Origin of the sequence: Staphylococcus saprophyticus subsp. saprophyticus ATCC 15305 = NCTC 7292, assembly GCF_000010125.1 — a bacterium.
GTDB classification, from domain to species: domain Bacteria; phylum Bacillota; class Bacilli; order Staphylococcales; family Staphylococcaceae; genus Staphylococcus; species Staphylococcus saprophyticus.
In genome coordinates this window covers 880,200-904,387 of the sequence record NC_007350.1, presented here as the reverse complement: position 1 = coordinate 904,387, position 24,188 = coordinate 880,200, and the positions used below count along the sequence as shown (strand labels likewise).

Below are 24,188 nucleotides of genomic sequence, written 5' to 3'. Positions count from 1 at the left end.
AGGGGTTACATTACATGAAACTTTATTATTTAGGACCAAAGGGCACATTTTCTTATTTAGCTGCGACACAATATAAATCAGAATCAGAAATTGAATTTGTTCCAAAATCTAATTTATACGAAGTCGTCGCATCTGTTTCAGAAGATAGTCAAAGTATTGCTGTTGTGCCTATAGAAAATTCAATAGAAGGTACGATTAATATCGTAGCCGACGCATTAACACAACAGAATATATATGCACAAAGTGAACTTCATTTAGATATACAATTTGCTTTATATGGTTCAGAAAACGCAACCGTAAATGATATTTCAACAGTATACTCAATTGGGCCTGCTATTAGTCAAACCAGCCAATATATACAAGCGCATGGATTTGATATTGCTTATGTAGACAGTACAATTAAAAGTTTAGATAAAATTTCACAAAATGTTGGTGCAATCGCACCTTTAGGTAGCGGTGAAGCTTATGGCTATACATCAATTGCACAAAATATTGAAGATTATCCACATAACGTCACTCGTTTCCTAGTCGTCAGTAATCAACCAAAACACATCGAACAAGCAACCGACACGATGTTATTAATTACACCGAAATTTGATAAACCAGGTCTATTAGCCAGTATATTAAATACGTTTGTATTATTTAATATTAACTTGTCTTGGATTGAATCTCGTCCATTAAAAACGCAATTAGGTATGTATCACTTTTTCGTTCAAGCAGACACACCTATTTCCGAAGACCTTTCAAAAGTGATAAAGATACTTAATACTTTAGACTTTCAAGTCACGATTATAGGTACCTTTAATAAACTCAATTAATTCTTGCTAGTAACTGTCCCATACAACTGTTTAGATGTTTTCATAGCAAAACTTCATCTTGTTATCATGTTGAATATGAAAAGAAGCGTTTGTAACAAAGTTTTGTTACAAACGCTTCTTTTATTTCAATGGCAATGGTTGTGTAACATCTATACCTAAAACAGGTGGCACTAAGAAGTATACAACCAACACGATTACGACAATACTTAATAAATTCACCCAAAAACCAACCGATGCCATTTTTTTGATACTGATTTTGCCAGTGCCAAATACAATGGCATTCGGAGGCGTTCCTACTGGTAACATATATGCACAATTTGCTGCCATAGCAGCAGGAACCATGAGTAACAATGGGTGGACATTAACTGCGACAGATAATGTGGCTAAGATCGGTAATATCATTGTAGCTGTAGCTGTATTGGATGTGATTTCAGTTAAGAATAAGACAAAAATTGTAATTACAAGCACAATAACCAATGGGCTGACACCTTCAATTAACTTTAATTGTTCTCCTAGCCAATTCGCTAAACCACTTTCTGAGATACCTTTTGCTAGTGCTAAACCGCCACCAAACAAAATTAATACTCCCCATGGTAAATCCTTAGCTACTTCCCAGTCTATAATACGTTTATGCTTTTCTTTATTTTTAGCAGGAATTAAGAATAATAAGACAGATATAAACATGGCAATCGTCCCATCAGCAACTTCTGAAGTGAATGTCCAATGCTTTAATAAAAATTCTCGTGTTATCCATAAAAAACTAGCAAGTAAAAATACAATCAATACTACTTTCTCTTCATATTTCATTTTTCCAAGTTCACTTAATTTTTTTCTAATTAAATCTTGCCCACCTGGCAATGTTTTCATATCATGTTTAAACGCAATGTAACGAATATATATCCAAACTAAAAACAGTAAGACGATGACTGTTGGTACACCAATAATCATCCATTTTGCAAAGCTAATTTCTTCACCAAAAGCTGATTGATATTGCCCCTTTAATATAATTAATGGTGGTGTTCCAATTAATGTACCTAAACCACCAATCGTACCCGCATAACCTATCGCTAAGACTAATGCTTGCTCAAATTTAGAAATACTTTCAGGTTTTGTATCTCCGTGTTTCAATTCATTTGCTTCTTTAATAATTGCTAAACCAATAGGTATCATAATCATAACCGCTGCAGTGTTCGAAACAAACATGGATAAAAAACCGGTTGCTATCATAAAGCCTAATAATATTCTTCCTGTACTCGTACCTAATGTATTAATGATTCGGAGCGCTACCCGAGTATGTAGATTCCACCTTTCCATTGCAATAGCTAGAATAAAGCCCCCTAAAAATAAGAAAATAATGTCATTACCATATTGAGCAGATACTTCTTCTGGATTGAGCACATGACCAACTGGAAGTAATATCAAAGGTAATAAACTTGTAGCAGCAATTGGAATCGCTTCGGTAATCCACCAAGTGGCAATCCATAATGTGATAGCTAAGACAAATACACCTTTATCAGATAAATTGTCAGGTTGAAATAACAACAATGTTAGTACAAAGAGCAAAGGACCTAAAATTAACCCTACTAATTGACCAACATTATAAGATTTATTCTCTTTTTTATTTGAGAAAAACATCAAATACTGCGACCTTCTCATATCCCCTTTATTTAAATTATTCATCAAGCTCCCCCTTTAAATTATTATCAGAATATTCACAATAATTTATTAGAGTATAACATAATATATTTCAAATTGGTTTATAATTTTAAATCGTTTACATCACCATTATTTATTATTCAATTTACAAATGATAATCAATCTATATTTACTTTTTTGAATCTGATATCGGCTTCGTTAGATATGTAAAGATGTTTGATATCCTTTAAATACACGCTTTGTGACTCATGATCAAATTCATTTTTTGCTATAACGATATTTTCATGTTTGATATTATTATAACTTTGAATACGTATAGCTTCTTTACGCATTTCTCCTATAAATTGATTTTGGAAAATATTTAAATTGTTTCCTGCTTGTGTCCCCCTTTCATTACCTTTCATATCTTTCGCATTTTTCCCATCTTTTACAGCTAAAAAGCGTATACCGCCCTCACAATTTTTAAAAACATTATGGTGAATATACGTATTTTTATTTTTCAATGGTGTGAGTGCATATTGTTTCATATTTTCAAAAACATTATAGCGAATATGAATATTGTCATAGTATTTATGATAACGGCTTGCATGAGAACCAATTGCTCGGTTCCAAGGTTGCATACCGGGTGTTTCTGAATTACCAAAATAGCAATTTTCTATTATGACATTCTTCGTAATTGTCCCATCAGTTGCACCAAATTTTGGAAAAGCACCTGAAACTTGTATATCTAACTGCACCGCTTCAGAAAAAAATCTTGTGCCATCCGGATCATTGAAACCTAAGAACTTGCATTGATTGATGTACAAACCGTTCACTCCACATGCATCCAAACAATGTCCTCCAACCACATCTTTAAAAGTAACATCCACAATTTGAACGTCACATGCATGTCCCATGCACATCGTCGTATTATTATAAGGGTAGTCGTACCCATTCATATCAAACGTGCCACCTGCTATATGAATATGACTATTTCCGTTATAACCATAATACGATTTAAAACGACGTCCGTTTTTCAATAATGTATCTTTACCGCATCTTTTTAAAATTGCTTTATCATCTAAAAGTAATGTTGTTGCCTCATATATCACAAGCGGCTTGCGAATATGATATTCTCCTTGAGGCACATATATCGTTGTTCCTTTATTTTTCTTTGCATAATTGAGTGCTTTTTGCATTGCACGTGTATCTGCCCATTTGTGTTCCCCTTTTAAACCAAATTGTTTTGCATTAATAATCATAGGCCAGTTCCTTTCATCGTTATTACTTAATAATTAACATAAATATGTTTTTTTAAACGCGTTTACTATATCTTTAATGATTTATCATCTTAGTATATAATTACTATTATATTTAATATTGGGAGTGTAACCATAATATGAAAAAAAGTGCGTTAATTGTAGTAGACTATTCAAATGATTTTGTAGCTGAAAATGGAAAATTAACTTGTGGACTTCCAGGTCAACAAATTGAAAGCTACATAGTGGAAAGAATCGAAGTTTATAACAAAAAGCAATCTGATATCTTTTTTATGATGGATTTGCATTATGAAGAAAATAAATATCATCCTGAAAGTAAGTTGTTTCCACCACATAATATCATCGGTACATTTGGTCGTGAACTTTATGGTAAAGTAAATGATATTTATCAAAATATTTTATTTAACGATCATATCCACTATTTAGATAAAACACGTTATGATTCATTTTGCGGTACACCTTTAGACTTAATGTTGCGTGAGCGAAATATTAATCATTTAGAAATCGTTGGCGTTTGTACGGATATTTGTGTACTCCATACTGCAATCAGCGCATACAACTTAGGATATGGTATTTCCATTTCACATAGAGGTGTCGCTTCCTTTAATCCTTCAGGTCACGAGTGGGCATTAGATCATTTTAAAAATTCACTAGGTGCTGAAGTAGAATAACAATGCGAAATCATGCTAGAATAACATTAACTACTTAAAATAAGGAGAATTTAGATATGGCAAAAACTTATATTTTCGGACATAAAAATCCAGATACAGATGCAATTTCATCTGCTATTATCATGGCAGATTTTGAACAACAAACAGGTAATGCTGAGGCTACTGCATACCGTTTAGGCGAAGTAGGCCCTGAAACACAATATGCTTTAGATCATTTTAATGTAACTGCACCAGAGTTACTAAATGATGATTTAGCCGATCAAAATGTCATTTTAGTTGACCATAATGAATTCCAACAAAGTGCTGATTCAATTGCTGATGCAGCTGTTCAACACGTTGTCGATCATCACAGAATAGCTAACTTTGAAACTGCAGCACCTTTATATTACCGTGCTGAACCAGTTGGCTGTACTGCAACAATTTTATACAAAATGTATAAAGAACGTGGATTTGAAATCAAACCTGAAATTGCTGGTTTAATGATATCTGCAATTATTTCAGATAGTCTATTATTCAAATCACCTACTTGTACTGAGCAAGATGTACAAGCTGCAGAAGCATTAAAATCAATTGCTAATGTTGATTTAGAATCATATGGCTTAGAAATGTTAAAAGCTGGTGCTTCTACAAAAGATAAATCTGTTTCTGATATTTTATCTATGGACGCAAAATCATTTAATATGGGAGATTTTGTTACACGTATTGGTCAAGTAAATACAGTAGATATTGATGAAGTATTTGCACGCCAAGAAGAATTAGAAAAAGAAATGCTTGAAGTAAGCGCCAATGAAAAATATGATTTATTTGTATTAGTTGTTACTGACATTATTAATAGTGATTCTAAAATTCTTGTTGTTGGCGCCGAAAAAGATAAAGTCGGCGTTGCCTTCAATGTAACACTTGATAATAATACTGCCTTCTTACCAGGTGTCGTTTCACGTAAAAAACAAGTTGTACCACAAATTACAGAAGCATTAACGAAGTAATACATCTTTATTAACACAACACTTCGTACAATTTATTCAACATATTAAGTTTTTACAATTCATTATACTGGGACATAGTTGATATGTTCCAGTTTTTTATCAATATAAGTATATTGGGCACCCATTCGTACTAGGAGGAATACATTTGAATTCAATAGAACAAACTTTCCATAATAGTAAACAATATTTTAATACACATGCGACCAAGGATCTTAAATTCAGAAAAAAACAACTAAAGCTCCTAAGCAAAAGTATTAAAAATCATGAAGATGCATTATTAAATGCTTTTCAAGAAGATTTAGGTAAAAACAAAGTAGAAGCCTATGCAACAGAAATCGGCTTTACTTTAAAAAATATCAAAACGGCTCGTAAAGAATTAAAAAACTGGGCTAAAAAGAAACAGGTTAATACACCGCTTTATATGTTTCCTACCAAAAGTTATATTGTTAAAGAACCATATGGCACAGTACTAATTATTGGGCCATTTAACTATCCATTCCAATTGCTTATTGAACCGCTTATAGGTGCTATAGCTGCAGGCAATACTGTAATCATTAAACCTTCGGAATTCACGCCACATGTGTCAGCAGTTGTAAAAAATATTATTGAAGATGTGTTCGACCCTGAATACATCAGTATTTGCCAAGGTGACGCCGATACTACACAGTCACTGATTCATTTACCCTTCGATTATATCTTTTTCACCGGAAGCGAACGCGTTGGAAGAATTGTTTATCAAGCAGCAAGTACCAATTTAACACCTGTCACTTTAGAATTAGGTGGCAAATCACCTGTCATCGTAGACGAAACCGCTAATATCAAAGTCGCTAGTGAACGCATCAGTTTTGGTAAATTCACTAATGCTGGCCAAACATGTGTCGCTCCAGATTATGTTCTTGTAAACCGTAAAGTCAAAGAAGACTTGATTAAAGCTTTAAAAAATACAATAACAGAATTTTATGGTAAAGAAATACAAGCAAGTCCTGACTTTGGACGTATCGTAAATCAAACGCATTTTGACCGTTTAAACGATTTATTAGGTGTACACAAATCGGAAATTGTTTTTGGTGGCCATTCTGATTCAGCTGAAAACTATATCGGACCTACTTTATTAGATGGTATTACATTTAATGATAAAATTATGGAAGGTGAAATTTTCGGTCCTATACTACCAATTATTACTTATGACGATTTTGATGAAGCGATTGATTTAATTCATACGAAACCCAAGCCACTCAGCCTTTACCTATTCAGTGAAGATGAAAACGCAACAGAACGTGTTCTAAATGAAATTTCTTTTGGTGGCGGTGCTATCAACGATACATTGATGCAATTAGCAAATCCAAACTTACCATTCGGTGGTGTTGGTGCTTCCGGTATTGGTCAATATCACGGCAAATTTAGTTTTGACACATTCAGTCATGATAAATCTTATATATTTAAATCAACTCGATTAGAGTCAAGCCTACTCTTTCCACCTTACAAAGGAAAATTTAAGTATATTAAAACATTTTTCAATAAATAATAAACACCTTTTTATAGGCTTGGGCTATAAACTGTAGCTAATGAGAGTGGAACAGAAATCTTTATTTTATAATTTCTGTTCCACTCTCATTTATGTTATATAGTCACTACTTAAGTATTGGCCTGGATGTTCTTAAGCATATTATTTTCTATTTCATGATTACTTTCCTATTTTATGTCATCGACAATTTTAAACAAACATCCCCTTTTATCTTCTATGGTTAAGATGCTACAAATGATATAATTGAAAAGTCGTCGTTCTACTTCTGTGCTGATTTTAGCATGGAAGGAGGTGACATCATGTGCATTACACTATTTGTAACGTTTATAGCACCTATCGTAGTAGGTGTTATTGTCACATTATTTTCTTATTGGCTGAATAATCGTGACTGACGACGGCAGTGCCAATACACCAAAAAGAGCCCGATAGCTATTCGTAGTAGCTACCGGGCTCGGTGTTTATCATGTTAGTACACTATTTGTTAACTGCATTATAACACCATTCATAATAAAAATGCAAAGTATATTATCTTAGAAACTGTACACAAACACCTTCTGGTGCCGTTTCTTGATTATCAACGATTTCTATGTTTCCAGTAACTTTATCACGTTTAAAAACGGTCAGAGCATAATCGCCTTCTTGGTGTGCACAAACTAAATAATCATCAGATTCAGTTATATTGAAGTCACGTGGAAATTCTCCACCACTTTTAACGATGTCTACTAATGAAATTGTTGCACCCTCGTCTCCTACTTTAAATATAGCAAGACTATCATGACCGCGATTACTTATATATAAGAAATTTTGATCATGCGATATTCTCACTGCTGCCAATTTAGTATCACCATCAAAGTTTTCTGGAATTGTTAAATGTCTTTCGATTTCAGTAAAATGACCATTCTCATATTTTAAAGTACTTACGATATTTGATAACTCATGTACAACGTAAGCATGTTTTCCATTTTCATGGAACGTAATATGTCTTGGGCCATCTCCAGGCTCAAATTCTATAGTATCGTATACTTTTAAACCGTCATCTCCATATTCGTACGTAATCACTTTATCTGTACCTAGATCCATTGCCACAACATATTTTTCATCTGGTGTTGTGTTGAGATAATGGACATGTGGTTGCTCTTGTCTTTCAGAAGGACCAGTTGGATAATCATGCGCTAATTCTTGTATTAGACGAACAATTTCTCCTGTTTCTGGATTTGCTTCATAAATTCTTGCTAAACCAGCACCATAAATTGCTTCGAATATATATTTTCCATCCGGTGATGCAGATACATAGCAACCATTTCCAGCAGTTGACGCTAGACATTTGTTAATCAGACTTAATGTACCATCTGACTCTATTTTCAAACTAGCAATACCACAATCATCGCCTTCTTTAGTTACAGCATATAAAAAATGATTATGTTGATTTACATATGTTGATGCTTCTAGTTCATAACCTGTTTTAACTTCCGTTATCTTGCCAGTTTCTTCATCTAGTTGGAAACGGTAAACCCCTTTACCTTCTTTTTTTGTATATGTTCCAATATAACCTGTTGTCGTCATGTAAACCCCTCCATATTATTATACTCATATTTTAATAAAGATTTTGGGCAAAAGACAATATAATGATTTAACCACTTGAAAAATAGAACGTATGTTCGTATAATGGATATATACTGATTGGAGTGATAATAAGTGAATGACTACAAGAATCAAGAAACAGATTATAGAAAAATACCTAGAGAACAGTTGAATCCCAACATACCGCAAGGCCGTGGCATGGTCAAATGGGCGCCCTTTGCTACTTTACCTGAACAATTCGAAAGTATTCAACAATATTTAATAGATCAAAATAAAATTGATCGTCCAATACTGTCAGATGACCAGCTAAACGAACTTAATTTACAACTCCATCAAGCCTTACATTCAGATACTTTTGTACATATTGAATATTATAAAGACGGATGGCTAGAAAATATAACTGTTAAAATTAAAAATATAGATATGACGCAAATGTTTTTAGAAGGATACCTTTTAAAAACTTCAAACACAATCAAATTGTCCCTTTTTGATATTACAAAAATCACGATAGATAACTAGTTAGCCAACCATATTTAAGCATAGTCAAGTATTCTATAGGGCATACAAGCGATATGAATAGCATAAAAAACTGTCGATAACATTATCGACAGTTCAAAGTAAAAAACCTATTCATTTTCAATCAATTAATTATTAGATTCGATATCTGAAATAATTTCTTTTGTTTTGCTTTCGATATCTTCAAAGTCTTTTTTGAAAATATAAGCAAATACAACTGCACCAATGCCTGCTGCTAATGATACAGTTAGGATTGTACCGAATACAAATTTAAATAAACCTTTAATAAAATTCCACATTCTGTTTCACCTCAATAAATTATTAACATCACTATTATTAATGATAGCATATTTGATTACATCAATAAATATATACCCACTTTTCATTAATTTAAATCAACATATGAAAGTCGTAATTTTATGATATTATTGTATTAATGCTTCAACAAAACATAAAAAAATTGTTATCTACCAAAGGTTCTTACTACTTTAATATTCAGAAAAACATGCGTATTACGTTTATAAGCATTTAAACATAATCATGAACATGAAAAAATTCAAACTTGTTTTGCTTTTAATATATATAGATTCATAAACATTCCAGTGATTATGCTTAATTGATAGAAATTTGCGCTATCACTATCATTGAAGGTGGTTTAAACAAAAAAGAGTGATCTGAATATATCAGGCTCACTCCCATCGTAATTTGATTTATCTCCACCAAGTGGATACTGCATCTTTAATAGCATCATAATAGTTAGCCATTAACAATCACCTCATTAAAAGTATAATTCCTTAATCAGTCGTCGTTGTTATTCTTAATGATAAGGTCTAGTACCCTGTAATGCAATTAACACTACGTTACATTAAAGTTACAATTTTGTAAGACTACACTTTAAACATAGGAGATTTTGAAATGCAAAAAGTAAAATCAGATATTTTAACGCATCGTGGTTCACATTTCGACCTAGGTGTACAAACTGCACAATGGATGCAACATACACCACTATTAAAAAATAGAGAACAAGAATGGAAAAAACGTATGCCACGCTTTGATATTCACATCAAAGAGACTTATGATATTTTTCAAACCTACGCACCTCAAATCTGGGAAGAAATCAGAGGTATGCAGGAAGTGCTTAATTTACCTACACGTCAAATGATTTTAAATTTTGCCCATTACCGCTTTACACCTTTGAAAAATAGCGGTTGCACTGTCTATTTAGGTAACGATTATATGGTACGTAATTATGATTATCACCCTGCCACATATGATGGTCGCTATTTATTGTTTCAACCCAATGATGGTGGTTTAGCTCAAATTGGGCCAACATCTCGTGTCACGGGTAGAATGGATGGCATGAATGAGGCTGGATTAGCAATGGGGTATAATTTTATGCATCGTAAACATCCCGGTGACGGCTTTGTATGCTACATGATTGGCAGACTTGTATTACAGTACTGTAAAGATGTTCCTGAAGCTATTAAATTATTAAAAGAAATACCTCATAGAAGTTCATTTAGCTACATTGTTATGGATAAATATTTAAACCACGCAATCATTGAAGTTACACCACGTTCCATCGATGTGCGTTATGATCATACTTGTACAAATCACTTTAAATTATTAACGCATGAAAATAGAAATTATACAAAAGAATCAACAGAGCGTTTAGATAGGTTAATTAAACAAACACCTGCTCAATTAGGGAAAATGGATGCTTTCAAACTTTTTAATAACCCTGAATTTGAAATTTACAGTAAATTATTTAAAAGTTGGTCTGGCACGATACACACAAGTATGTATGAACCTCAATCGCTAACCGCTCATATTACTTTAGGTGAGAATAAGGCACCTGTGGAAATTGACTTTCAACAATGGTTGAATGGTGAATCTTTGAACATAAACGAACTCACAGGTCAAATTGATACCGAATTAACCTTTGCAACATATTAATATCAAAAGGAAAAAAAGAGTGGGATTAAGAAATCTTGCATACTTTGATTTCTATCCCACTCGCTCATTTAATTTATATAAATATCCCCATTTAATGTATAGAATTCCAATACATGATTACCAGCGCCTACTCTATCATTTGCAAAAGTTTTGTTATTAACGTTGGCTTTCCCTTTTTCTGGGTTTAATTTCAGCAAAGTATTATCCGGTGCTTGATTGTACGACATCTTTATATCCCCATGTTGTGTTGACGCTTTAAAAGCAGAGTCAATATCCATATCACTTAAATTGATATTACCCTGTTTCGCAGATAGTACCGAATCTTTAATTAGAGATTGCTTTCCGATAATACTGGCATTTTTAGTTTTTATATCTGCGTTCAAGATCTCACTGCTATTAAAGTGAACTGTGGATTTTATACCTCTGTATATTAATTTTTTAATTGATGAATTCTTAATGAAAACACGTGCTGCACCAGTTTCAGGCATTGATAAATTAGCACTTTCGATATCTAAGTTCTGTATATTCACTTTATTAACTCTATTAGAAACATACAAATCATCCATTTTTTCACTTGGCATTGTGATATTAATTTCAGCATGTATCTGCCTAAAGGGATTAAAATTCAAACCGTACTTATCTACTTTTTCATTGGTTTCATGAACACTTAACTCATTACCTTCTTGATTGATATCTACCTTATTTTGCCCCTTGTAACGCACTGTAAATTTGTCACCTTTTGTGATATTAACTTTAGTTGATATCCCTTTTATATTTAAAGAGTCGATCGATTTATCAGTAATGTTTTTATCTATGGTATTAATTTTATTATTTTGTTTTTCAAAGCCAAACCACGTTATACATCCTAGAAGAAAACAGACAATGAACAAACTCAAACCACTCAAAAATAATTTCTTCATTCTTCTGCACTTCCTTTAATCGTTCTAATATTCCAGCGTAAATATTTTAATATTAATCGATACACCAGTTCAGCCAACTTCGCAATAATTACAAATAAGACAATACCTAAACCACTAAATGCAAATGCAAATAAATAATTACTAATAGCCAAACTAAACATACTGTTCAGTAATCCATGTATGATTAAGAGTAACGGACTTATAACTAAAACCATTGCAGCACATAACAATATCAACATAAATCCACCGACAAATATCATTGGAATCAGTATAATCACTAAGGATAAAATGCCCATACCTAACGAAGCCATGATTGCTCTTAAAATTGTCCTAGCATTGGTCCGGTATTCAGCAGATACAATTGCACTTCTAGCATTTATTTCTTTACCTATTTTTTTAGGTGGTTCTAAAGCCCCAATAATTTGATATTCATTTTTACCTTCACTTTCTTGCTCAAAAAAATATTGTTCATATTCATACATCACTTTATCTCGCTCAGCCCTAGGTAAATTATCGAGCTCTTGTTCAAGTTCATTTAAAAAAGTGATTTTATCCAAAATATCTACCACCATTCAAATTCTAAAGTCTATTTCTTAAATTATGTAAAATTAAAGAATGGTAATTATCCAATAAAATCACCATTCTTTAATTATTATTTTGAGTAAACTTCAATCTTTTTTATTTTATCATGTTTGTATATAATAGATAACTTTATATGATTATCTTTATCATAATATATCATTAAACGATAGGCATCGCGTAATTTCTTTTGTTTATAGCTACTTCCTAAATGATGTACAACATCTTGAATATTCCCTTCAATTTTCCCACCAAAGTTTGTATTAACATCAGTGTTTTTAATTAATGTCATACCCTTTATTTTTGAATTACCTTTATTCACTTTAAATACTAAATTAGGTTGATTATGTTTAGTGTATAAATTGTGTTTTTTTAAAAGAATTTCGTCATCTTCTATAAATTTATCTTTGTCTATTTTTGCATTTAATTGCATGTCATCAATGGTAATACGAGATAAATCTGTAGTATGTTCATTTTTTATGTAACTTACAATGAATAATGTAGCTATTCCCATTAACATAAAAACACTCCATACTAGCCATTTATTTATTTTATGAAAATTCACTTTCCTTCAACTCCATTTACTTAATCAATATAGCATACACAATAGTCTCTTTCATCTTAAAAGAATGTCGTAAAATGCATAACTTTTCAAAGTATTTAAAATTTCTTTCATATAAAATAATTGATATAATAATATCTAATAAGCTAAAGGGGGAAATATTATGACAAGTTTAGAAACATATTTCAAAAACAGTCAACCACTTGATCAATATATCGAGGTCATGACTGAAAACAAAGAGAATGTCTTATCTATTTACAATTCTTTCTCTTTACCATTAAATGATGATCGTATTGAAAAAATTAAATCATTAAATTATTCAAAAGTGTTAGTTATCACGGAAGATTGGTGTGGCGATGCCATGATGAATATACCTATCTTAAAACATATTAGTGAAGCTTTAAATTTAGAAGTTCGCGTTTTCCATCGTGATGAGAACACTGATTTAATTGATCAGTATTTAACAAATGGTACTGCACGTTCAATACCTATTTTTGTATTCCTTAATGATAATTTTGAACAAGAAACGGTTTGGGGTCCCCGTGCTAGACAAGTTCAACATTTTGTTGAAGATACACGTTCAGATGTCCCTTCAAAAGATGATCCTACCTTTGAAGATAAGTCTGCAGAAGCACATAAAATTATGACGAATCGTTATAAAACAGATTCTCAACTTTGGAAATATGTATATGACTCCATTTTAGATAAATTAATCATTAAATAGTAAAAAGACGTATGAATGATGCTGAGACTAACCGCAAATTCATACGTCTTTTATATATTGACTTACTTATCGGTTATTATTTTAAATATCTTTCTTAGAAACATAGAAAATATTTACAATAAATAAAATTACAATTGAAGCTGAAGTAATAAACCATTGCCAATTTGTGAATGTATAGTCCCCAGAAGTTGTTTTTGAAGTTAAATAACTAAAAGGTATATACTTTAATGAATCTTGAATATTATCACCAATTTTAGGAATCATTGGTAAAAATGGTTCTGCGAAAGGAACAATTAATACTAAAAATATGCCTAGTGTAAAAATAAGTGCTGTCTTAGGCACAATAAGTGAAAATAAATAAAGTAATAAACCAAAGAATAAATGGAACATTAAGAAGAACCATAGTAATTCAAAAGCTTTACTAGTAGTAATGTTCTTCCCATCAACTACACCTTGCACAATAAGTACAAATCCCACAAGAACTGCTGTAATCAGTATCGCAATAAGTATGATAGAAATTACTTTAGCTATTACATAACCAATACGGCTTGATGTTTTATTCATATAAAGCTGAATTGTACCTTGTGAAATATCACGCGTAATTGTTTTTATTACAAATAGTAAGCCCATAATTGAAAAGAACCAACTACCGATAGAGAGTAATGTATTACCATTCATTTCATCTGATTGTTGAACAAATAATATTGTAAAACCAATCAATGGTAAAATTGTTAAAAGTAATGCTAAGTAAGTTAATGGACTTTTAAAAATACTATACATATCATATTTTACGAGTTGTAAACTATTCATTATTGGCCACCTTTCTGATTAATATTGAAGTAAGTATCACGTAACGAACTCTTACGAGTCTCAATAAATTTAGGGAAAACAGATTCACTTGCTAAACCTTTTAGTACTTTTTTATAGCTGCGTTGTGCATTGATAATCACTTCGCCACTAGCTTCTTGCGTTTGTACTACATTATATTGCTCTTTTAAGAAGGCTAATCCAGCTTCAAAATCCTCATTTTCAAATATAATGACTGTAGAATCAGATGCTGTGCCCTCTTTCATATTTACATCTTGCACGAACTTACCATCACGTAAAAATACGGCTCTATCACAAATCAATTCAATATCTTCAAGTTTATGACTAGAAATTAAAATTTTCATATCTAAGTCTTTAACAAGCGATTGTATTGTTTTAAGCACATCAATTGAACCATCCGGATCCATACCATTTGTTGGTTCATCTAAAATTAAATACTTTGGTTTATTCATTAATGAAACTGCTATGGCCAATTTTTGTTTCATACCCATAGAGTATTTTTTAACTTTCTTTTTAACATAGGGTCTCATACCAAATGCATCGATAATTTGATCTGCATATTTTTTATCAAAACCATTACCAAGGACATTAGCAAAAAGTTTTAAATTAAATAAACCTGTTTTATTATCATACAATTTAGGATGTTCAATTAAGTAACCAACATTTTGCTTATTACCTAATTTGACGTCTCCTTTATAATTGATAATATTTCCATTCATGACTTTCATTAAGGTTGTCTTTCCGACACCATTTTTACCAATCAAACCAACAATCTGACTTTGACCAAAATCAAAATCAATATGGTCAAGCACATTATTATTTCCATATGTTTTTGTTATATTCTTTAATTGCATAAATGCGCCTCCTTTTAAAGTTAATTTACTTTTTTATACTGTATAAAATAATTAGCTATAAGAAAAATGATACTTAAGCCTAAAAAGCCATAATTAAAAACTGGCTCAAAATAATCAAGTGCAGTTAACTTAATTTTGAATATGAGTAATACTGCTAATGTTATAAGCACTGCAACAATTGGAATAATGAATAACATCACAAGCAAATACATTAAATAAGAAATATTTTCAGATTTTTGTTCGGAATATTTTTTAAATGCGATAGGTATAGCAAAGAAATTAATTGCGATATATGAATAAGGTAAAGTAACATCAATACTAATGCCACTAGCAGCAAAATTTGAATTAGGAATATGGGAAAGTGATAATATTCCAGCCCCAATCAGTGTAAATAAAATTAAGGTTACATAGTTTGCATTAAGCATATCCTTTTTGGATACTGGCAAACTACCAAAAAAATCATACGCATTTGAGTGGCCTAACTTACTATTCAGTCGAAATACATGTCCTGAATCAAGGACAGAAACAAATAGTAAAATCATAGCAACTAAAGAATAAAGTATTCTTGTAAGCAATGAATGATTTTCGATTATTAATTGTAATGGAGATATTAATAATAATACGGCATAAATAACGATAGTCCATTTACGTAGTTTAATATTTCTAATTAGTAAATTCTTCATCGAATGGCCTCCCCACTATATAATTCCATCACTATACTGTTTATGTTTTCGTTGCCCTTTTTCGAGGTAAACCATTAGTTCTTCGATGGTTGGATTCGTTATTGCCACATCACTACCAAATAGTTCTTTAAACACATTAGCATGTGTCGTAAGTGCTGTAAAACCCGTATGATTATATTCAATGTAATGCGTTAAATCAATCAATTCATTATCTAGTTGATTTGGGTCGCCTTTAACAATTTGATATTGATTTAGAATATCATCTGAAAATTGGTTCAAAATGATTTCTCCATCCTTGATATAAACCAGATAATCAGCAATTTTCTTCAAATCTGAAATGATATGTGTAGAAATAAAAACGGATTTTTTTCATCAATTAATTCTTCTTGAATGACATCTAACACTTCATTTCTAATAATTGGATCGAGACCAGAGGTTGGTTCATCAAGTATAAATAGCTCTGCATGATGACTAAATGCTATTGCTATGGATAGTTTCATTTTCATACCTGTTGAAAAACTTTTAATCTTCTTGTTTACAGGTAAATTAAATTTTTCAAGAAAAAAATCAAAGCGTTCATAATCCCACTCACTATAAAAAGGCGCAATATAAGACTCAATTTTTTTAACATTCCACTTATCATTTAAATATAATTCTGAATAAATAAAACCAATTTTATTTTTTATTTCAACTGCATGACGATCCATTCTTTTATCAAATAAGCGAATTTCACCTTCATCTGGTTCTATAAGATCCATAATTAATCTAATGATTGTCGTTTTACCAACGCCATTAGCTCCAATAAATCCAGTAACAAATCCTTGAGGAACTCGAAAAGAAACGTCCTTTAGTTTGAATTCTTTATACTGATAATTGACAGCATTCAATTCTATCGCGTTCATTCTTCGTCCTCCTCAAAAATCAGCTCAACGATTTCTTGTAATTCAGATAAAGACATGCCTATTGTCTTAGCTTCTTTACTCATTGATTTAGCTAATGACTCAATAACAATAAATTGTTTTTCTTTTAAAATCGAATTATCTTGTTCCTTAACATAGGTACCTTTTCCTCTAACAGTATAAACAAAGCCATCTTTTTCTAAATCTTCGTATGCACGCTTTGTTGTTATCACGCTAACACTTAAATCATGTGCTAATTCTCTCATAGACGGTAAATGCTCACCTGGTGCAACATAGCCCTTTAAAATGTTTTCTTTAATTTGTTGCTTAATTTGTTCATAAATAGGTCGTTCACTACTATTTTTTAAAAGTATTTTCATGGACGTCCTCCCCTACAACTGTATATACGCAATATATACAATATATACACGTTTGTAAAGTGTTAATTTATAATTACATACACTTTATTATTTTACTTGATAATGCAATTCGTCATTAGTCATTTTGCGTTTTAAAATATAAAAAAATATAGCTAGTGCTTTGCTAAATTCGACTCAGCTCCACACTAACTATAGTTTTATTGACTCTATTTTCGATTTTGATTTCTCTTCTTACGTCTATTATTGCTTCTATTAATAAAAGCACAAATCATAAACATAATTGCAGCAATAAGTAATTTAATTCCAGAATCTTCTTGTCCTGTTGCCTGTAAATAATAACCAACGATGAACAAGACGATTGCAATAATTACAAATATCTTTGTTAAATGTTTCATCTCTTCACCTCAAACAATGTTATTGTATCAAATTTTACCAATAATTACTAAAAACCTATAATTGAGAACTTATATTTTTTTAATCATAAGTTATGTTAACTGTAAAATAAATTGATTGCAGTATTTCGTTCTGGATGATAAACTTGTAAATGTATCCACGGATTATATTACACAACCCCAAGTCTGGGCCAACAGACTTGGGGTTTTTTTGTGTAAGGCCACCTATTTGTCATTCCATTTATTTTCTAACCAAACACGAAAAACAACAAGTAAGCTACCTGTTAATAAAGTTGTAATTATTTCTTGCCACCACGAGATCATATTACACCTCCCACAGAAAAAAGTACCATGTAGGAATTCGATGGCCTATCCACATTCTAACACAAAACAGAACGTGTGTTCGTATAAATGTATAGATTTTTTAAATTTTAATTTAATATAGCCACTAAGCTTTAATTTTAAGCTATTTCAAGATAATATAAAGGTATCATTGAAAAAGTAAAAGAGAGGTTGACCCACATATGAATCCTTTAGCTTTAGATTTAAATGAACAATTATCTAAATCAAACCCTGAAATTGCAGATATGTTATCTGACCTAGGAAAATTAATGTATTATCCAAAAGGCATTTTATCTCAATCTGCTGAAGCAAAATCTACTCAATATAATGCCACAATTGGTATGGCAACATATAAGCATAGCAAGATGTATGCTGACACGCTTAATGACGTTTTTACAAACTTAGAACCAGATGAAATCTTTCCATATGCCCCACCACAAGGTATAGAATCTCTACGCGATTTATGGCACCAGAAAATGCTAAAAGAAAATCCTGAATTAAATGCAACTGATATGACAAGACCAATACTTACAAATGCGTTAACACATGGTTTATCACTCGTTGCAGATATGTTTATTGATAGTGGCGATACGATTTTATTACCAACGCACAATTGGGGAAATTATAAATTAGTTTATAGTACGAGACATAGTGCGGATATCGAAACTTATGATATTTTTGATGAGTCAGGACACTTTACGACAGAAAACTTAATTGCAACTTTAGAAAATTATACAAAAGATAAAGTGATGTTAATTTTAAATTATCCAAATAACCCAACAGGCTATACACCTACAAAAGATGAAGTAAAAACAATAGTTGAAGCAATTCAAGCATTAGCTAAACGTGGTACCAATGTAATTGCTTTAGTAGATGATGCTTATTACGGCTTATTCTATGAAGATGTTTATACACAATCATTATTTACTGCACTAACAAACTTGCATTTAGATAATTTATTACCTATCAGATTAGATGGTGCAACGAAAGAGTTCTTCGCTTGGGGATTACGTGTAGGTTTTATGAGCTTTGGTGTATCCAATGAAACAACAAAACAAGTCCTAGAAGCAAAAGTTAAAGGACTAATCAGAAGTAATATATCTAGCGGACCTATGCCTTCACAAAGTGCAGTGAAATATGTATTAGAGCATCCTGAAACTTTCGACAAAGAGATTCAAGAAAATATTGATACGCTACAAGCGAGATACGAAGTTACAAAAGCAGTGGTTTATGACCCACAATATGCATCCTACTGGAAAGCTTACGACTTTAATTCTGGTTATTTCATGGCTTTAAAAGTTTATGATGTAGATCCTGAACAATTACGACTTCATCTTATCAATAACTATTCTATCGGTATCATCGCACTTAACGATACTGATATTAGAATTGCATTTAGTTGTGTTGAAAAAGATGATATTCCACATGTATTTGATTCTATTGCAAAAGCCATTGCTGAGTTACAAAAATAATATAGTTAAAAAAATGGAGCATGTCACATCAGACACGCTCCATTTTTTTATTGTTGTTGTTTAAGTACACGCGACATTTCTTCTATTTTTCCAGCGTGTAACGGAATATGAATCGCATTGAGAACTAATAATTCATTTAATGTACTACAACCAGCTATTGTTTCAGTAAGCTCTTGTTCTAATTGTTCATCTGTAAGTTTGCGAGCACGTTCAGGTAATGTTCTAATGTGTTTAAATATTTCATCAATTGTAGGTACGTCACTATCTCCCCATTTTTCAGGTGAAGAACCATATCCAAATAAATTTGTATACTTAGCAATATCAACTTCATTTTGTTCACATAATGACAATACACTTTCAAAAATCGTTAGCACATGCCCATATTGCCAGTGAATTGTATTAGGAAAAGCGTCAATTTTATCGTCTAATACCTGTTCATTACTCCAATTATCGTAACCTGATAACAGATAATTCACTCCTGAATCAAGAACCTCATACACTGTTGGTTTTGTCATAATTTATCTCCTTTTCTTATAAAATATTAGAAACTTATCACACTTGTATAAGAACCGTTACTAATTATACCTACTTACTTTACCCAAATCGCTAAAAGATTATTCATATAACAAATGTAATCCCTTATCTTATATATTGAAATTTTATTTTCTTAATATGAACGATACGACTCATTGACACTTAATATTTGTTATATAACCAAATTTCTATACATATTTTTAATATTTGACGGAAAATAGTTAAGGTGCTAAACTATTTTCAATTTCAAAAATTCAAAAATAAAGTGAGGAATCATTAATGTATCATTTCAGAACTGTGGCTATGCGTGACTTGAATACTATTTTACAAATTGAGAATAAGGGTTTTTCATCTGAAGAAGCCGCTTCAAAAGAAGCACTTATTAATAGAATTAATGTTATCAAAGATACATTTATCGTAGCAGAATATGATGGCGAAATCGCTGGCTATGTCAATGGTCCTGTTATTAATCAAGCTTTTATCACTGATGATTTATTTGATGAAACTACAAAGAACCCTCCCCATGGCGGCTATATCGCTATTTTAGGGCTGGTTGTAGGTGAAAGTTATAGAAACCAAGGTCTTGCAGGAAAATTATTGGATCATTTAGAACATCTTGCAATAGAACATGAACGTCAAGGTATAACATTAACTTGCAAAGCTTCTTTGATTTCTTTTTACGAACAATATAGCTATATAAATTATGGCGTTTCTGAATCTAAACATGGCGGCATACAATGCTTTAATTTGGTTAAAAATTTGGATTAATTGTAGTGTCTATCTTTTAATATATAGGTTAATGAGTTCGTGTATCATTTATTAAATAATTTAAGTTTTCACTTATCATGTTTAAAAAATGCTCAATGTTTTCAAAATCTTTAGTATCATATGTTTCTAGTTTTTCTAAATAAGTGTTATAAACGTTACTATCTAATGCCTGATGATATTGAAATACTTTTTCGCCTTTATCAGTTAATTCGATACTGACTTCTCTAGAACTATGTGTACTTTTATTTTTAACAACTAAGCCTTTTTGAACAAGCCTTGTTATTTTTTGTGAAGCCGCGCTTTTAGTTCTATTCATTTGTTTAGCAATTTCAGATATATTCATTACCTTATTGACACCAATCAGATTAATCATATGTGCTTCGACCATATACAATTCATCATCTGTACCATATTTTCTCGGTATATTTTCATATTGATTTAATAAGTGTGCGGTTTCATAAAGTTGGTCAATCGCTTTTAAAAAAGTTGTTTTTTTAGTCATTACGTCGCTCCTAATAATCATTTGGGTTTATTTTAACATATGAAACAATCACACCATAAATCATTATTCAAACTAAAAACGCTTCCCAAAAGTGTAAAACTTATGGAAAGCATAAATAAAATAATACATTAAATTTTTAAAAGTTAAATGATAGTTATCAATAAACATACAAAGGTTAGTTAAAAATGGATGAGTTTTACATTATTTCTACTTTTATTGATATTATATGACTAACATTTATATATCTGCCACTATCTTTTAAATAAAAATAACGATGTTTTCTAATTGCTTTTTCAAATCGTTCCAAAGCTAATCTTTCATCGATTTCTAAAACATTTTCTACATACTCGCGAAATACATTCCCATCATTCGTTTCTATTATAAAAACAAAAATTTCATTCATCTATATTCACCCTATGTAATCATTATATATATAATTATCTAACTAATTACTTTTCAATGCAACACAGACACATGCACGACATCATTTTAATTGATATTGATTTAGTATTATTGAAATACATGGACAATTATATCACAAGGATTAACCGAAAATAATCAACGTCCGTTTCAAATAACAATTAGGAAACTAAAAAGACGCTTTCCAAAGGGTTGAGTGCCCTAATGGAAAACGTCTCTAATGAATTATTTTAAATTTTTATGTCAATATGATGTTATTTATGACTTTTAAATGCCTTCAAATCAGTGTTTGAATGCTATTTTACATCATACCTGGCATGCCACCCATACCTGCTTGTGCATCATTGTTACTTTCTTCTGGAATATTAGCAACAACTGCTTCTGTAGTAAGGAACATAGCTGCCACACTTGCAGCATGTTGAAGTGATGAACGTGTCACTTTCGTTGGATCTACGATACCTGCTTCTAACATATTCACCCATTCATTTGTCGCAGCATTAAAACCAACACCTATATCAGCATTTTTTAGTCGTTCAACAATAATTGAACCTTCTAGTCCAGCATTTTCAGCAATTTGACGAACTGGTGCTTCTAAAGCTTTTAAGACAATATTAATACCAGTAGCAATGTCGCCTTCTGCTTCAATTTTAGCTACTTTTTCATAAATATTCATAAATGCAGTACCACCACCAGCTACAATACCTTCTTCAACTGCAGCTCTAGTAGAGTTTAATGCATCTTCAATACGTAATTTACGTTCTTTTAATTCTGTTTCACTTGCTGCACCAACTTTAATTACTGCAACGCCACCAGCTAATTTAGCTAAGCGCTCTTGTAATTTTTCTTTGTCAAATTCAGAATCAGTTTCTTCAATTTGAGCTTTAATTTGGCTCACACGTGCATCGATACTGTTTTGATCTCCATCACCGTCAACAACTGTTGTGTTGTCTTTCGTAATTTCAGCTTTATTTGCAGTACCTAACATATCCATAGTCGCTTCTTTTAATTCTAAACCTAAGTCATCCGTAATTACTTGTGCACCTGTTAAGATAGCTAAATCTTCTAACATTGCTTTACGACGATCGCCAAATCCTGGTGCTTTCACTGCAACAGCAGTAAATGTGCCACGCATACGGTTAAGCACGATATTAGTTAATGCATCGCCTTCAACGTCATCAGCAACAATTAAGATAGGACGATTTGATTGTACGACTTGTTCTAATAACGGTAAGATGTCTTGGAATGATGAAATCTTTTTATCAGTAATTAAAATATATGGTCTTTCAAGATCAGCGACCATTTTATCTGAGTCAGTCACCATATATGGTGATTGATAACCTCGGTCAAATTGCATACCTTCTACTACTTCTAATTCTGTATTAAAACCACTAGACTCTTCAATAGTGATGACACCATCATTACCTACTTTTTCCATTGCTTCAGAAATGTATTTACCAATTTCTTCATCTGCAGCTGAAATAGAACCAACTTGTGCAATTTCATTTTTATTATCTACATTTTGTGAAATTTCATGTAATGCCTCAATTGCTACTTCTACAGCTTTATCAATACCTTGTCTTAAACCAACAGGGTTTGCACCACTTGTTACGTTTTTCAAACCTTCTTGAATCATAGCTTGTGCTAGCACTGTTGCTGTTGTCGTACCGTCACCAGCAATTTCATTTGTTTTATTTGCTACTTCTTGAACTAGTTTCGCACCCATATTTTCATAAGGATCTTCTAATTCAATTTCTTTAGCAATTGTAACACCATCATTAGTGATGAGTGGTGATGTATATTCTTTATCTAATACAACATTACGCCCTTTAGGACCGATTGTAACTTTAACGGCATTTGCTAATTTATCTACACCTCTTAGCATTGATTGACGTGCATCTTCAGAGAATTTTAAATCTTTCGCCATATTTTATATACCTCCATGTTGTTTCTATGATAATTATTGTTTATTTTTAAAATTTTTTTATATTAAGATTCAATTATTGCTAAAATATCTTCTTCATTAACGATTAAATATGTTTCGTCTCCTCGTTTAACTTCAGTTCCAGCATATTGTTGGAATACTACTTTGTCGCCTTCGTTTACTTCAGGAGCAACACGAGAACCATCTTTTAAAATACGTCCTGCACCTACTGCAATTATCGTACCTTCGTTGGATTTCTCTTTAGCGCTATCAGTTAATACGATACCACTTTTAGTTGTTTGCTCTTGTTCTGATTTTTGAATAATTACTCGGTTACCTAATGGCTTTAACATTTTTCGTTCCTCCTCAAAAGTTTAAATGTTAGCACTTTAAGTTAATGAGTGCTAATGTACTTTCTATAATAATCAAATTTGGTCAAC

The 24,188-nt window shown here is 31.5% G+C and carries 28 protein-coding genes and 1 pseudogene; 10 read left to right on the top strand and 19 right to left on the bottom strand.

The features are described from left to right. Positions 1-14: 14 nt before the first annotated feature. The gene (locus SSP_RS04345; protein WP_011302755.1) at positions 15-818 is read left to right on the top strand and encodes a prephenate dehydratase; all 804 of its coding nucleotides are present in this window, start codon (positions 15-17) and stop codon (positions 816-818) included. Positions 819-938: 120 nt separating this feature from the next. Here the strand turns inward: SSP_RS04345 and SSP_RS04340 are convergent, their stop codons facing one another. After that, complete coding sequence (locus SSP_RS04340) at positions 939-2,498, bottom strand: SLC13 family permease (RefSeq protein WP_011302754.1); 1,560 nt, start codon at positions 2,496-2,498, stop codon at positions 939-941. A gap of 134 nt (positions 2,499-2,632) precedes the next feature. Beyond that, positions 2,633-3,715 (bottom strand): glycosyl hydrolase family 28-related protein, encoded by a 1,083-nt coding sequence (locus tag SSP_RS04335; RefSeq protein WP_011302753.1) that lies wholly within the window; start codon positions 3,713-3,715, stop codon positions 2,633-2,635. Between the two features lie 137 nt (positions 3,716-3,852). On the opposite strand from SSP_RS04335, the gene SSP_RS04330 reads away from it, so the two are divergent. The 4 genes from SSP_RS04330 (at position 3,853) to SSP_RS12765 (ending at position 7,307) form a co-directional block, all read left to right on the top strand. Next, complete coding sequence (locus SSP_RS04330) at positions 3,853-4,404, top strand: cysteine hydrolase family protein (RefSeq protein WP_011302752.1); 552 nt, start codon at positions 3,853-3,855, stop codon at positions 4,402-4,404. A 56-nt stretch (positions 4,405-4,460) separates the two neighbouring features. Next, positions 4,461-5,390 carry a manganese-dependent inorganic pyrophosphatase gene (locus SSP_RS04325; RefSeq protein ID WP_011302751.1) on the top strand — a complete coding sequence of 310 codons (930 nt, stop codon included), beginning with the start codon at positions 4,461-4,463 and terminating at the stop codon, positions 5,388-5,390. Between the two features lie 145 nt (positions 5,391-5,535). Continuing rightward, positions 5,536-6,915 (top strand): aldehyde dehydrogenase, encoded by a 1,380-nt coding sequence (locus SSP_RS04320; protein WP_011302750.1) that lies wholly within the window; start codon positions 5,536-5,538, stop codon positions 6,913-6,915. A gap of 299 nt (positions 6,916-7,214) precedes the next feature. Continuing rightward, positions 7,215-7,307, top strand: a complete 93-nt coding sequence (locus SSP_RS12765) for a type I toxin-antitoxin system Fst family toxin (protein ID WP_011302749.1) — start codon at positions 7,215-7,217, stop codon at positions 7,305-7,307. A 133-nt stretch (positions 7,308-7,440) separates the two neighbouring features. Here SSP_RS12765 and SSP_RS04315 read toward each other — a convergent pair whose 3' ends face one another. After that, positions 7,441-8,478 (bottom strand): 6-phosphogluconolactonase, encoded by a 1,038-nt coding sequence (locus SSP_RS04315; RefSeq protein ID WP_011302748.1) that lies wholly within the window; start codon positions 8,476-8,478, stop codon positions 7,441-7,443. Positions 8,479-8,610: 132 nt separating this feature from the next. Here SSP_RS04315 and SSP_RS04310 point away from each other — a divergent pair, with 132 nt between their 5' ends. Next, a complete protein-coding gene (locus SSP_RS04310; RefSeq protein WP_002482807.1) occupies positions 8,611-9,015 on the top strand; it encodes a YolD-like family protein in 405 nt (134 codons plus the stop codon). Between the two features lie 125 nt (positions 9,016-9,140). On the opposite strand, the gene SSP_RS12955 is transcribed toward SSP_RS04310, so the two are convergent. Further along, on the bottom strand, positions 9,141-9,311 hold the full coding sequence (locus SSP_RS12955; protein WP_002482806.1) for a hypothetical protein: 171 nt from the start codon (positions 9,309-9,311) through the stop codon (positions 9,141-9,143). Positions 9,312-9,927: 616 nt separating this feature from the next. On the opposite strand from SSP_RS12955, the gene SSP_RS04305 reads away from it, so the two are divergent. Further along, entirely contained in the window at positions 9,928-10,968 is a 1,041-nt protein-coding gene (locus tag SSP_RS04305; RefSeq protein WP_002482805.1) for a C45 family autoproteolytic acyltransferase/hydolase, read from the top strand. A gap of 68 nt (positions 10,969-11,036) precedes the next feature. On the opposite strand, the gene SSP_RS04300 is transcribed toward SSP_RS04305, so the two are convergent. From SSP_RS04300 to SSP_RS04290, 3 genes are all read right to left on the bottom strand, one after another. Further along, entirely contained in the window at positions 11,037-11,888 is an 852-nt protein-coding gene (locus tag SSP_RS04300; protein ID WP_011302747.1) for a DUF4097 family beta strand repeat-containing protein, read from the bottom strand. Further along, positions 11,885-12,445, bottom strand: coding sequence for an HAAS signaling domain-containing protein (locus tag SSP_RS04295; protein ID WP_011302746.1), 561 nt, complete (start codon positions 12,443-12,445; stop codon positions 11,885-11,887). The genes SSP_RS04300 and SSP_RS04295 overlap by 4 nt, the downstream gene beginning before the upstream one ends. A gap of 95 nt (positions 12,446-12,540) precedes the next feature. Next, positions 12,541-12,987 (bottom strand): hypothetical protein, encoded by a 447-nt coding sequence (locus SSP_RS04290; protein ID WP_156676095.1) that lies wholly within the window; start codon positions 12,985-12,987, stop codon positions 12,541-12,543. Between the two features lie 205 nt (positions 12,988-13,192). On the opposite strand from SSP_RS04290, the gene SSP_RS04285 reads away from it, so the two are divergent. After that, a complete protein-coding gene (locus SSP_RS04285) occupies positions 13,193-13,753 on the top strand; it encodes a thioredoxin family protein (RefSeq protein WP_011302744.1) in 561 nt (186 codons plus the stop codon). Positions 13,754-13,834: 81 nt separating this feature from the next. Here SSP_RS04285 and pmtD read toward each other — a convergent pair whose 3' ends face one another. The 7 genes and pseudogenes from pmtD to SSP_RS13165 form a co-directional block, all read right to left on the bottom strand. Beyond that, a complete protein-coding gene (gene pmtD / locus SSP_RS04280) occupies positions 13,835-14,563 on the bottom strand; it encodes a phenol-soluble modulin export ABC transporter permease subunit PmtD (RefSeq protein ID WP_011302743.1) in 729 nt (242 codons plus the stop codon). Next, positions 14,563-15,435, bottom strand: a complete 873-nt coding sequence (gene pmtC, locus SSP_RS04275) for a phenol-soluble modulin export ABC transporter ATP-binding protein PmtC (RefSeq protein ID WP_011302742.1) — start codon at positions 15,433-15,435, stop codon at positions 14,563-14,565. The genes pmtD and pmtC overlap by 1 nt, the downstream gene beginning before the upstream one ends. A gap of 20 nt (positions 15,436-15,455) precedes the next feature. Beyond that, positions 15,456-16,118: a phenol-soluble modulin export ABC transporter permease subunit PmtB gene (gene pmtB / locus SSP_RS04270; RefSeq protein ID WP_011302741.1), complete on the bottom strand. Its 663-nt coding sequence runs from the start codon at positions 16,116-16,118 to the stop codon at positions 15,456-15,458. 15 nt (positions 16,119-16,133) lie between these two features. Then, positions 16,134-17,020, bottom strand: a pseudogene (gene pmtA, locus SSP_RS12760) (phenol-soluble modulin export ABC transporter ATP-binding protein PmtA). Continuing rightward, on the bottom strand, positions 17,017-17,397 hold the full coding sequence (pmtR, locus tag SSP_RS04255; RefSeq protein ID WP_011302738.1) for a PSM export ABC transporter transcriptional regulator PmtR: 381 nt from the start codon (positions 17,395-17,397) through the stop codon (positions 17,017-17,019). Before pmtR ends, pmtA begins: the two are co-directional and overlap by 4 nt. Positions 17,398-17,603: 206 nt before the next feature. Next, positions 17,604-17,792 carry an SE1626 family protein gene (locus tag SSP_RS04250; RefSeq protein WP_002482795.1) on the bottom strand — a complete coding sequence of 63 codons (189 nt, stop codon included), beginning with the start codon at positions 17,790-17,792 and terminating at the stop codon, positions 17,604-17,606. Between the two features lie 222 nt (positions 17,793-18,014). Then, positions 18,015-18,110 (bottom strand): Trp-rich small protein, encoded by a 96-nt coding sequence (locus tag SSP_RS13165; protein WP_100217374.1) that lies wholly within the window; start codon positions 18,108-18,110, stop codon positions 18,015-18,017. A 203-nt stretch (positions 18,111-18,313) separates the two neighbouring features. On the opposite strand from SSP_RS13165, the gene SSP_RS04245 reads away from it, so the two are divergent. Further along, on the top strand, positions 18,314-19,603 hold the full coding sequence (locus tag SSP_RS04245; RefSeq protein WP_011302736.1) for an aminotransferase class I/II-fold pyridoxal phosphate-dependent enzyme: 1,290 nt from the start codon (positions 18,314-18,316) through the stop codon (positions 19,601-19,603). 47 nt (positions 19,604-19,650) lie between these two features. Here the strand turns inward: SSP_RS04245 and SSP_RS04240 are convergent, their stop codons facing one another. Next, a complete protein-coding gene (locus SSP_RS04240; RefSeq protein WP_002482793.1) occupies positions 19,651-20,118 on the bottom strand; it encodes a bacillithiol transferase BstA in 468 nt (155 codons plus the stop codon). Between the two features lie 298 nt (positions 20,119-20,416). On the opposite strand from SSP_RS04240, the gene SSP_RS04235 reads away from it, so the two are divergent. Then, positions 20,417-20,905 (top strand): GNAT family N-acetyltransferase, encoded by a 489-nt coding sequence (locus tag SSP_RS04235; RefSeq protein ID WP_011302735.1) that lies wholly within the window; start codon positions 20,417-20,419, stop codon positions 20,903-20,905. A 28-nt stretch (positions 20,906-20,933) separates the two neighbouring features. On the opposite strand, the gene SSP_RS04230 is transcribed toward SSP_RS04235, so the two are convergent. The 4 genes from SSP_RS04230 to groES form a co-directional block, all read right to left on the bottom strand. Then, on the bottom strand, positions 20,934-21,407 hold the full coding sequence (locus tag SSP_RS04230) for a MarR family winged helix-turn-helix transcriptional regulator (protein ID WP_011302734.1): 474 nt from the start codon (positions 21,405-21,407) through the stop codon (positions 20,934-20,936). A gap of 196 nt (positions 21,408-21,603) precedes the next feature. Further along, positions 21,604-21,810: a hypothetical protein gene (locus tag SSP_RS04225; RefSeq protein ID WP_011302733.1), complete on the bottom strand. Its 207-nt coding sequence runs from the start codon at positions 21,808-21,810 to the stop codon at positions 21,604-21,606. A gap of 318 nt (positions 21,811-22,128) precedes the next feature. After that, entirely contained in the window at positions 22,129-23,751 is a 1,623-nt protein-coding gene (gene groL, locus SSP_RS04220) for a chaperonin GroEL (RefSeq protein ID WP_011302732.1), read from the bottom strand. 62 nt (positions 23,752-23,813) lie between these two features. Continuing rightward, positions 23,814-24,101 (bottom strand): co-chaperone GroES, encoded by a 288-nt coding sequence (gene groES / locus SSP_RS04215; protein ID WP_002482789.1) that lies wholly within the window; start codon positions 24,099-24,101, stop codon positions 23,814-23,816. Positions 24,102-24,188 lie beyond the last annotated feature (87 nt).

Coding starts and splice junctions, on each gene's coding strand:
- SSP_RS04345 (WP_011302755.1), top strand. CDS start 15: ATGAAACTTTATTATTTAGGACCAAAGGGCACATTTTCTTATTTAGCT.
- SSP_RS04340 (WP_011302754.1), bottom strand. CDS start 2,498: ATGAATAATTTAAATAAAGGGGATATGAGAAGGTCGCAGTATTTGATG.
- SSP_RS04335 (WP_011302753.1), bottom strand. CDS start 3,715: ATGATTATTAATGCAAAACAATTTGGTTTAAAAGGGGAACACAAATGG.
- SSP_RS04330 (WP_011302752.1), top strand. CDS start 3,853: ATGAAAAAAAGTGCGTTAATTGTAGTAGACTATTCAAATGATTTTGTA.
- SSP_RS04325 (WP_011302751.1), top strand. CDS start 4,461: ATGGCAAAAACTTATATTTTCGGACATAAAAATCCAGATACAGATGCA.
- SSP_RS12765 (WP_011302749.1), top strand. CDS start 7,215: ATGTGCATTACACTATTTGTAACGTTTATAGCACCTATCGTAGTAGGT.
- SSP_RS04315 (WP_011302748.1), bottom strand. CDS start 8,478: ATGACGACAACAGGTTATATTGGAACATATACAAAAAAAGAAGGTAAA.
- SSP_RS12955 (WP_002482806.1), bottom strand. CDS start 9,311: ATGTGGAATTTTATTAAAGGTTTATTTAAATTTGTATTCGGTACAATC.
- SSP_RS04305 (WP_002482805.1), top strand. CDS start 9,928: ATGCAAAAAGTAAAATCAGATATTTTAACGCATCGTGGTTCACATTTC.
- SSP_RS04300 (WP_011302747.1), bottom strand. CDS start 11,888: ATGAAGAAATTATTTTTGAGTGGTTTGAGTTTGTTCATTGTCTGTTTT.
- SSP_RS04290 (WP_156676095.1), bottom strand. CDS start 12,987: ATGTTAATGGGAATAGCTACATTATTCATTGTAAGTTACATAAAAAAT.
- SSP_RS04285 (WP_011302744.1), top strand. CDS start 13,193: ATGACAAGTTTAGAAACATATTTCAAAAACAGTCAACCACTTGATCAA.
- pmtD (WP_011302743.1), bottom strand. CDS start 14,563: ATGAATAGTTTACAACTCGTAAAATATGATATGTATAGTATTTTTAAA.
- pmtC (WP_011302742.1), bottom strand. CDS start 15,435: ATGCAATTAAAGAATATAACAAAAACATATGGAAATAATAATGTGCTT.
- pmtB (WP_011302741.1), bottom strand. CDS start 16,118: ATGAAGAATTTACTAATTAGAAATATTAAACTACGTAAATGGACTATC.
- pmtR (WP_011302738.1), bottom strand. CDS start 17,397: ATGAAAATACTTTTAAAAAATAGTAGTGAACGACCTATTTATGAACAA.
- SSP_RS04250 (WP_002482795.1), bottom strand. CDS start 17,792: ATGAAACATTTAACAAAGATATTTGTAATTATTGCAATCGTCTTGTTC.
- SSP_RS04245 (WP_011302736.1), top strand. CDS start 18,314: ATGAATCCTTTAGCTTTAGATTTAAATGAACAATTATCTAAATCAAAC.
- SSP_RS04240 (WP_002482793.1), bottom strand. CDS start 20,118: ATGACAAAACCAACAGTGTATGAGGTTCTTGATTCAGGAGTGAATTAT.
- SSP_RS04235 (WP_011302735.1), top strand. CDS start 20,417: ATGTATCATTTCAGAACTGTGGCTATGCGTGACTTGAATACTATTTTA.
- SSP_RS04230 (WP_011302734.1), bottom strand. CDS start 21,407: ATGACTAAAAAAACAACTTTTTTAAAAGCGATTGACCAACTTTATGAA.
- SSP_RS04225 (WP_011302733.1), bottom strand. CDS start 21,810: ATGAATGAAATTTTTGTTTTTATAATAGAAACGAATGATGGGAATGTA.
- groL (WP_011302732.1), bottom strand. CDS start 23,751: ATGGCGAAAGATTTAAAATTCTCTGAAGATGCACGTCAATCAATGCTA.
- groES (WP_002482789.1), bottom strand. CDS start 24,101: ATGTTAAAGCCATTAGGTAACCGAGTAATTATTCAAAAATCAGAACAA.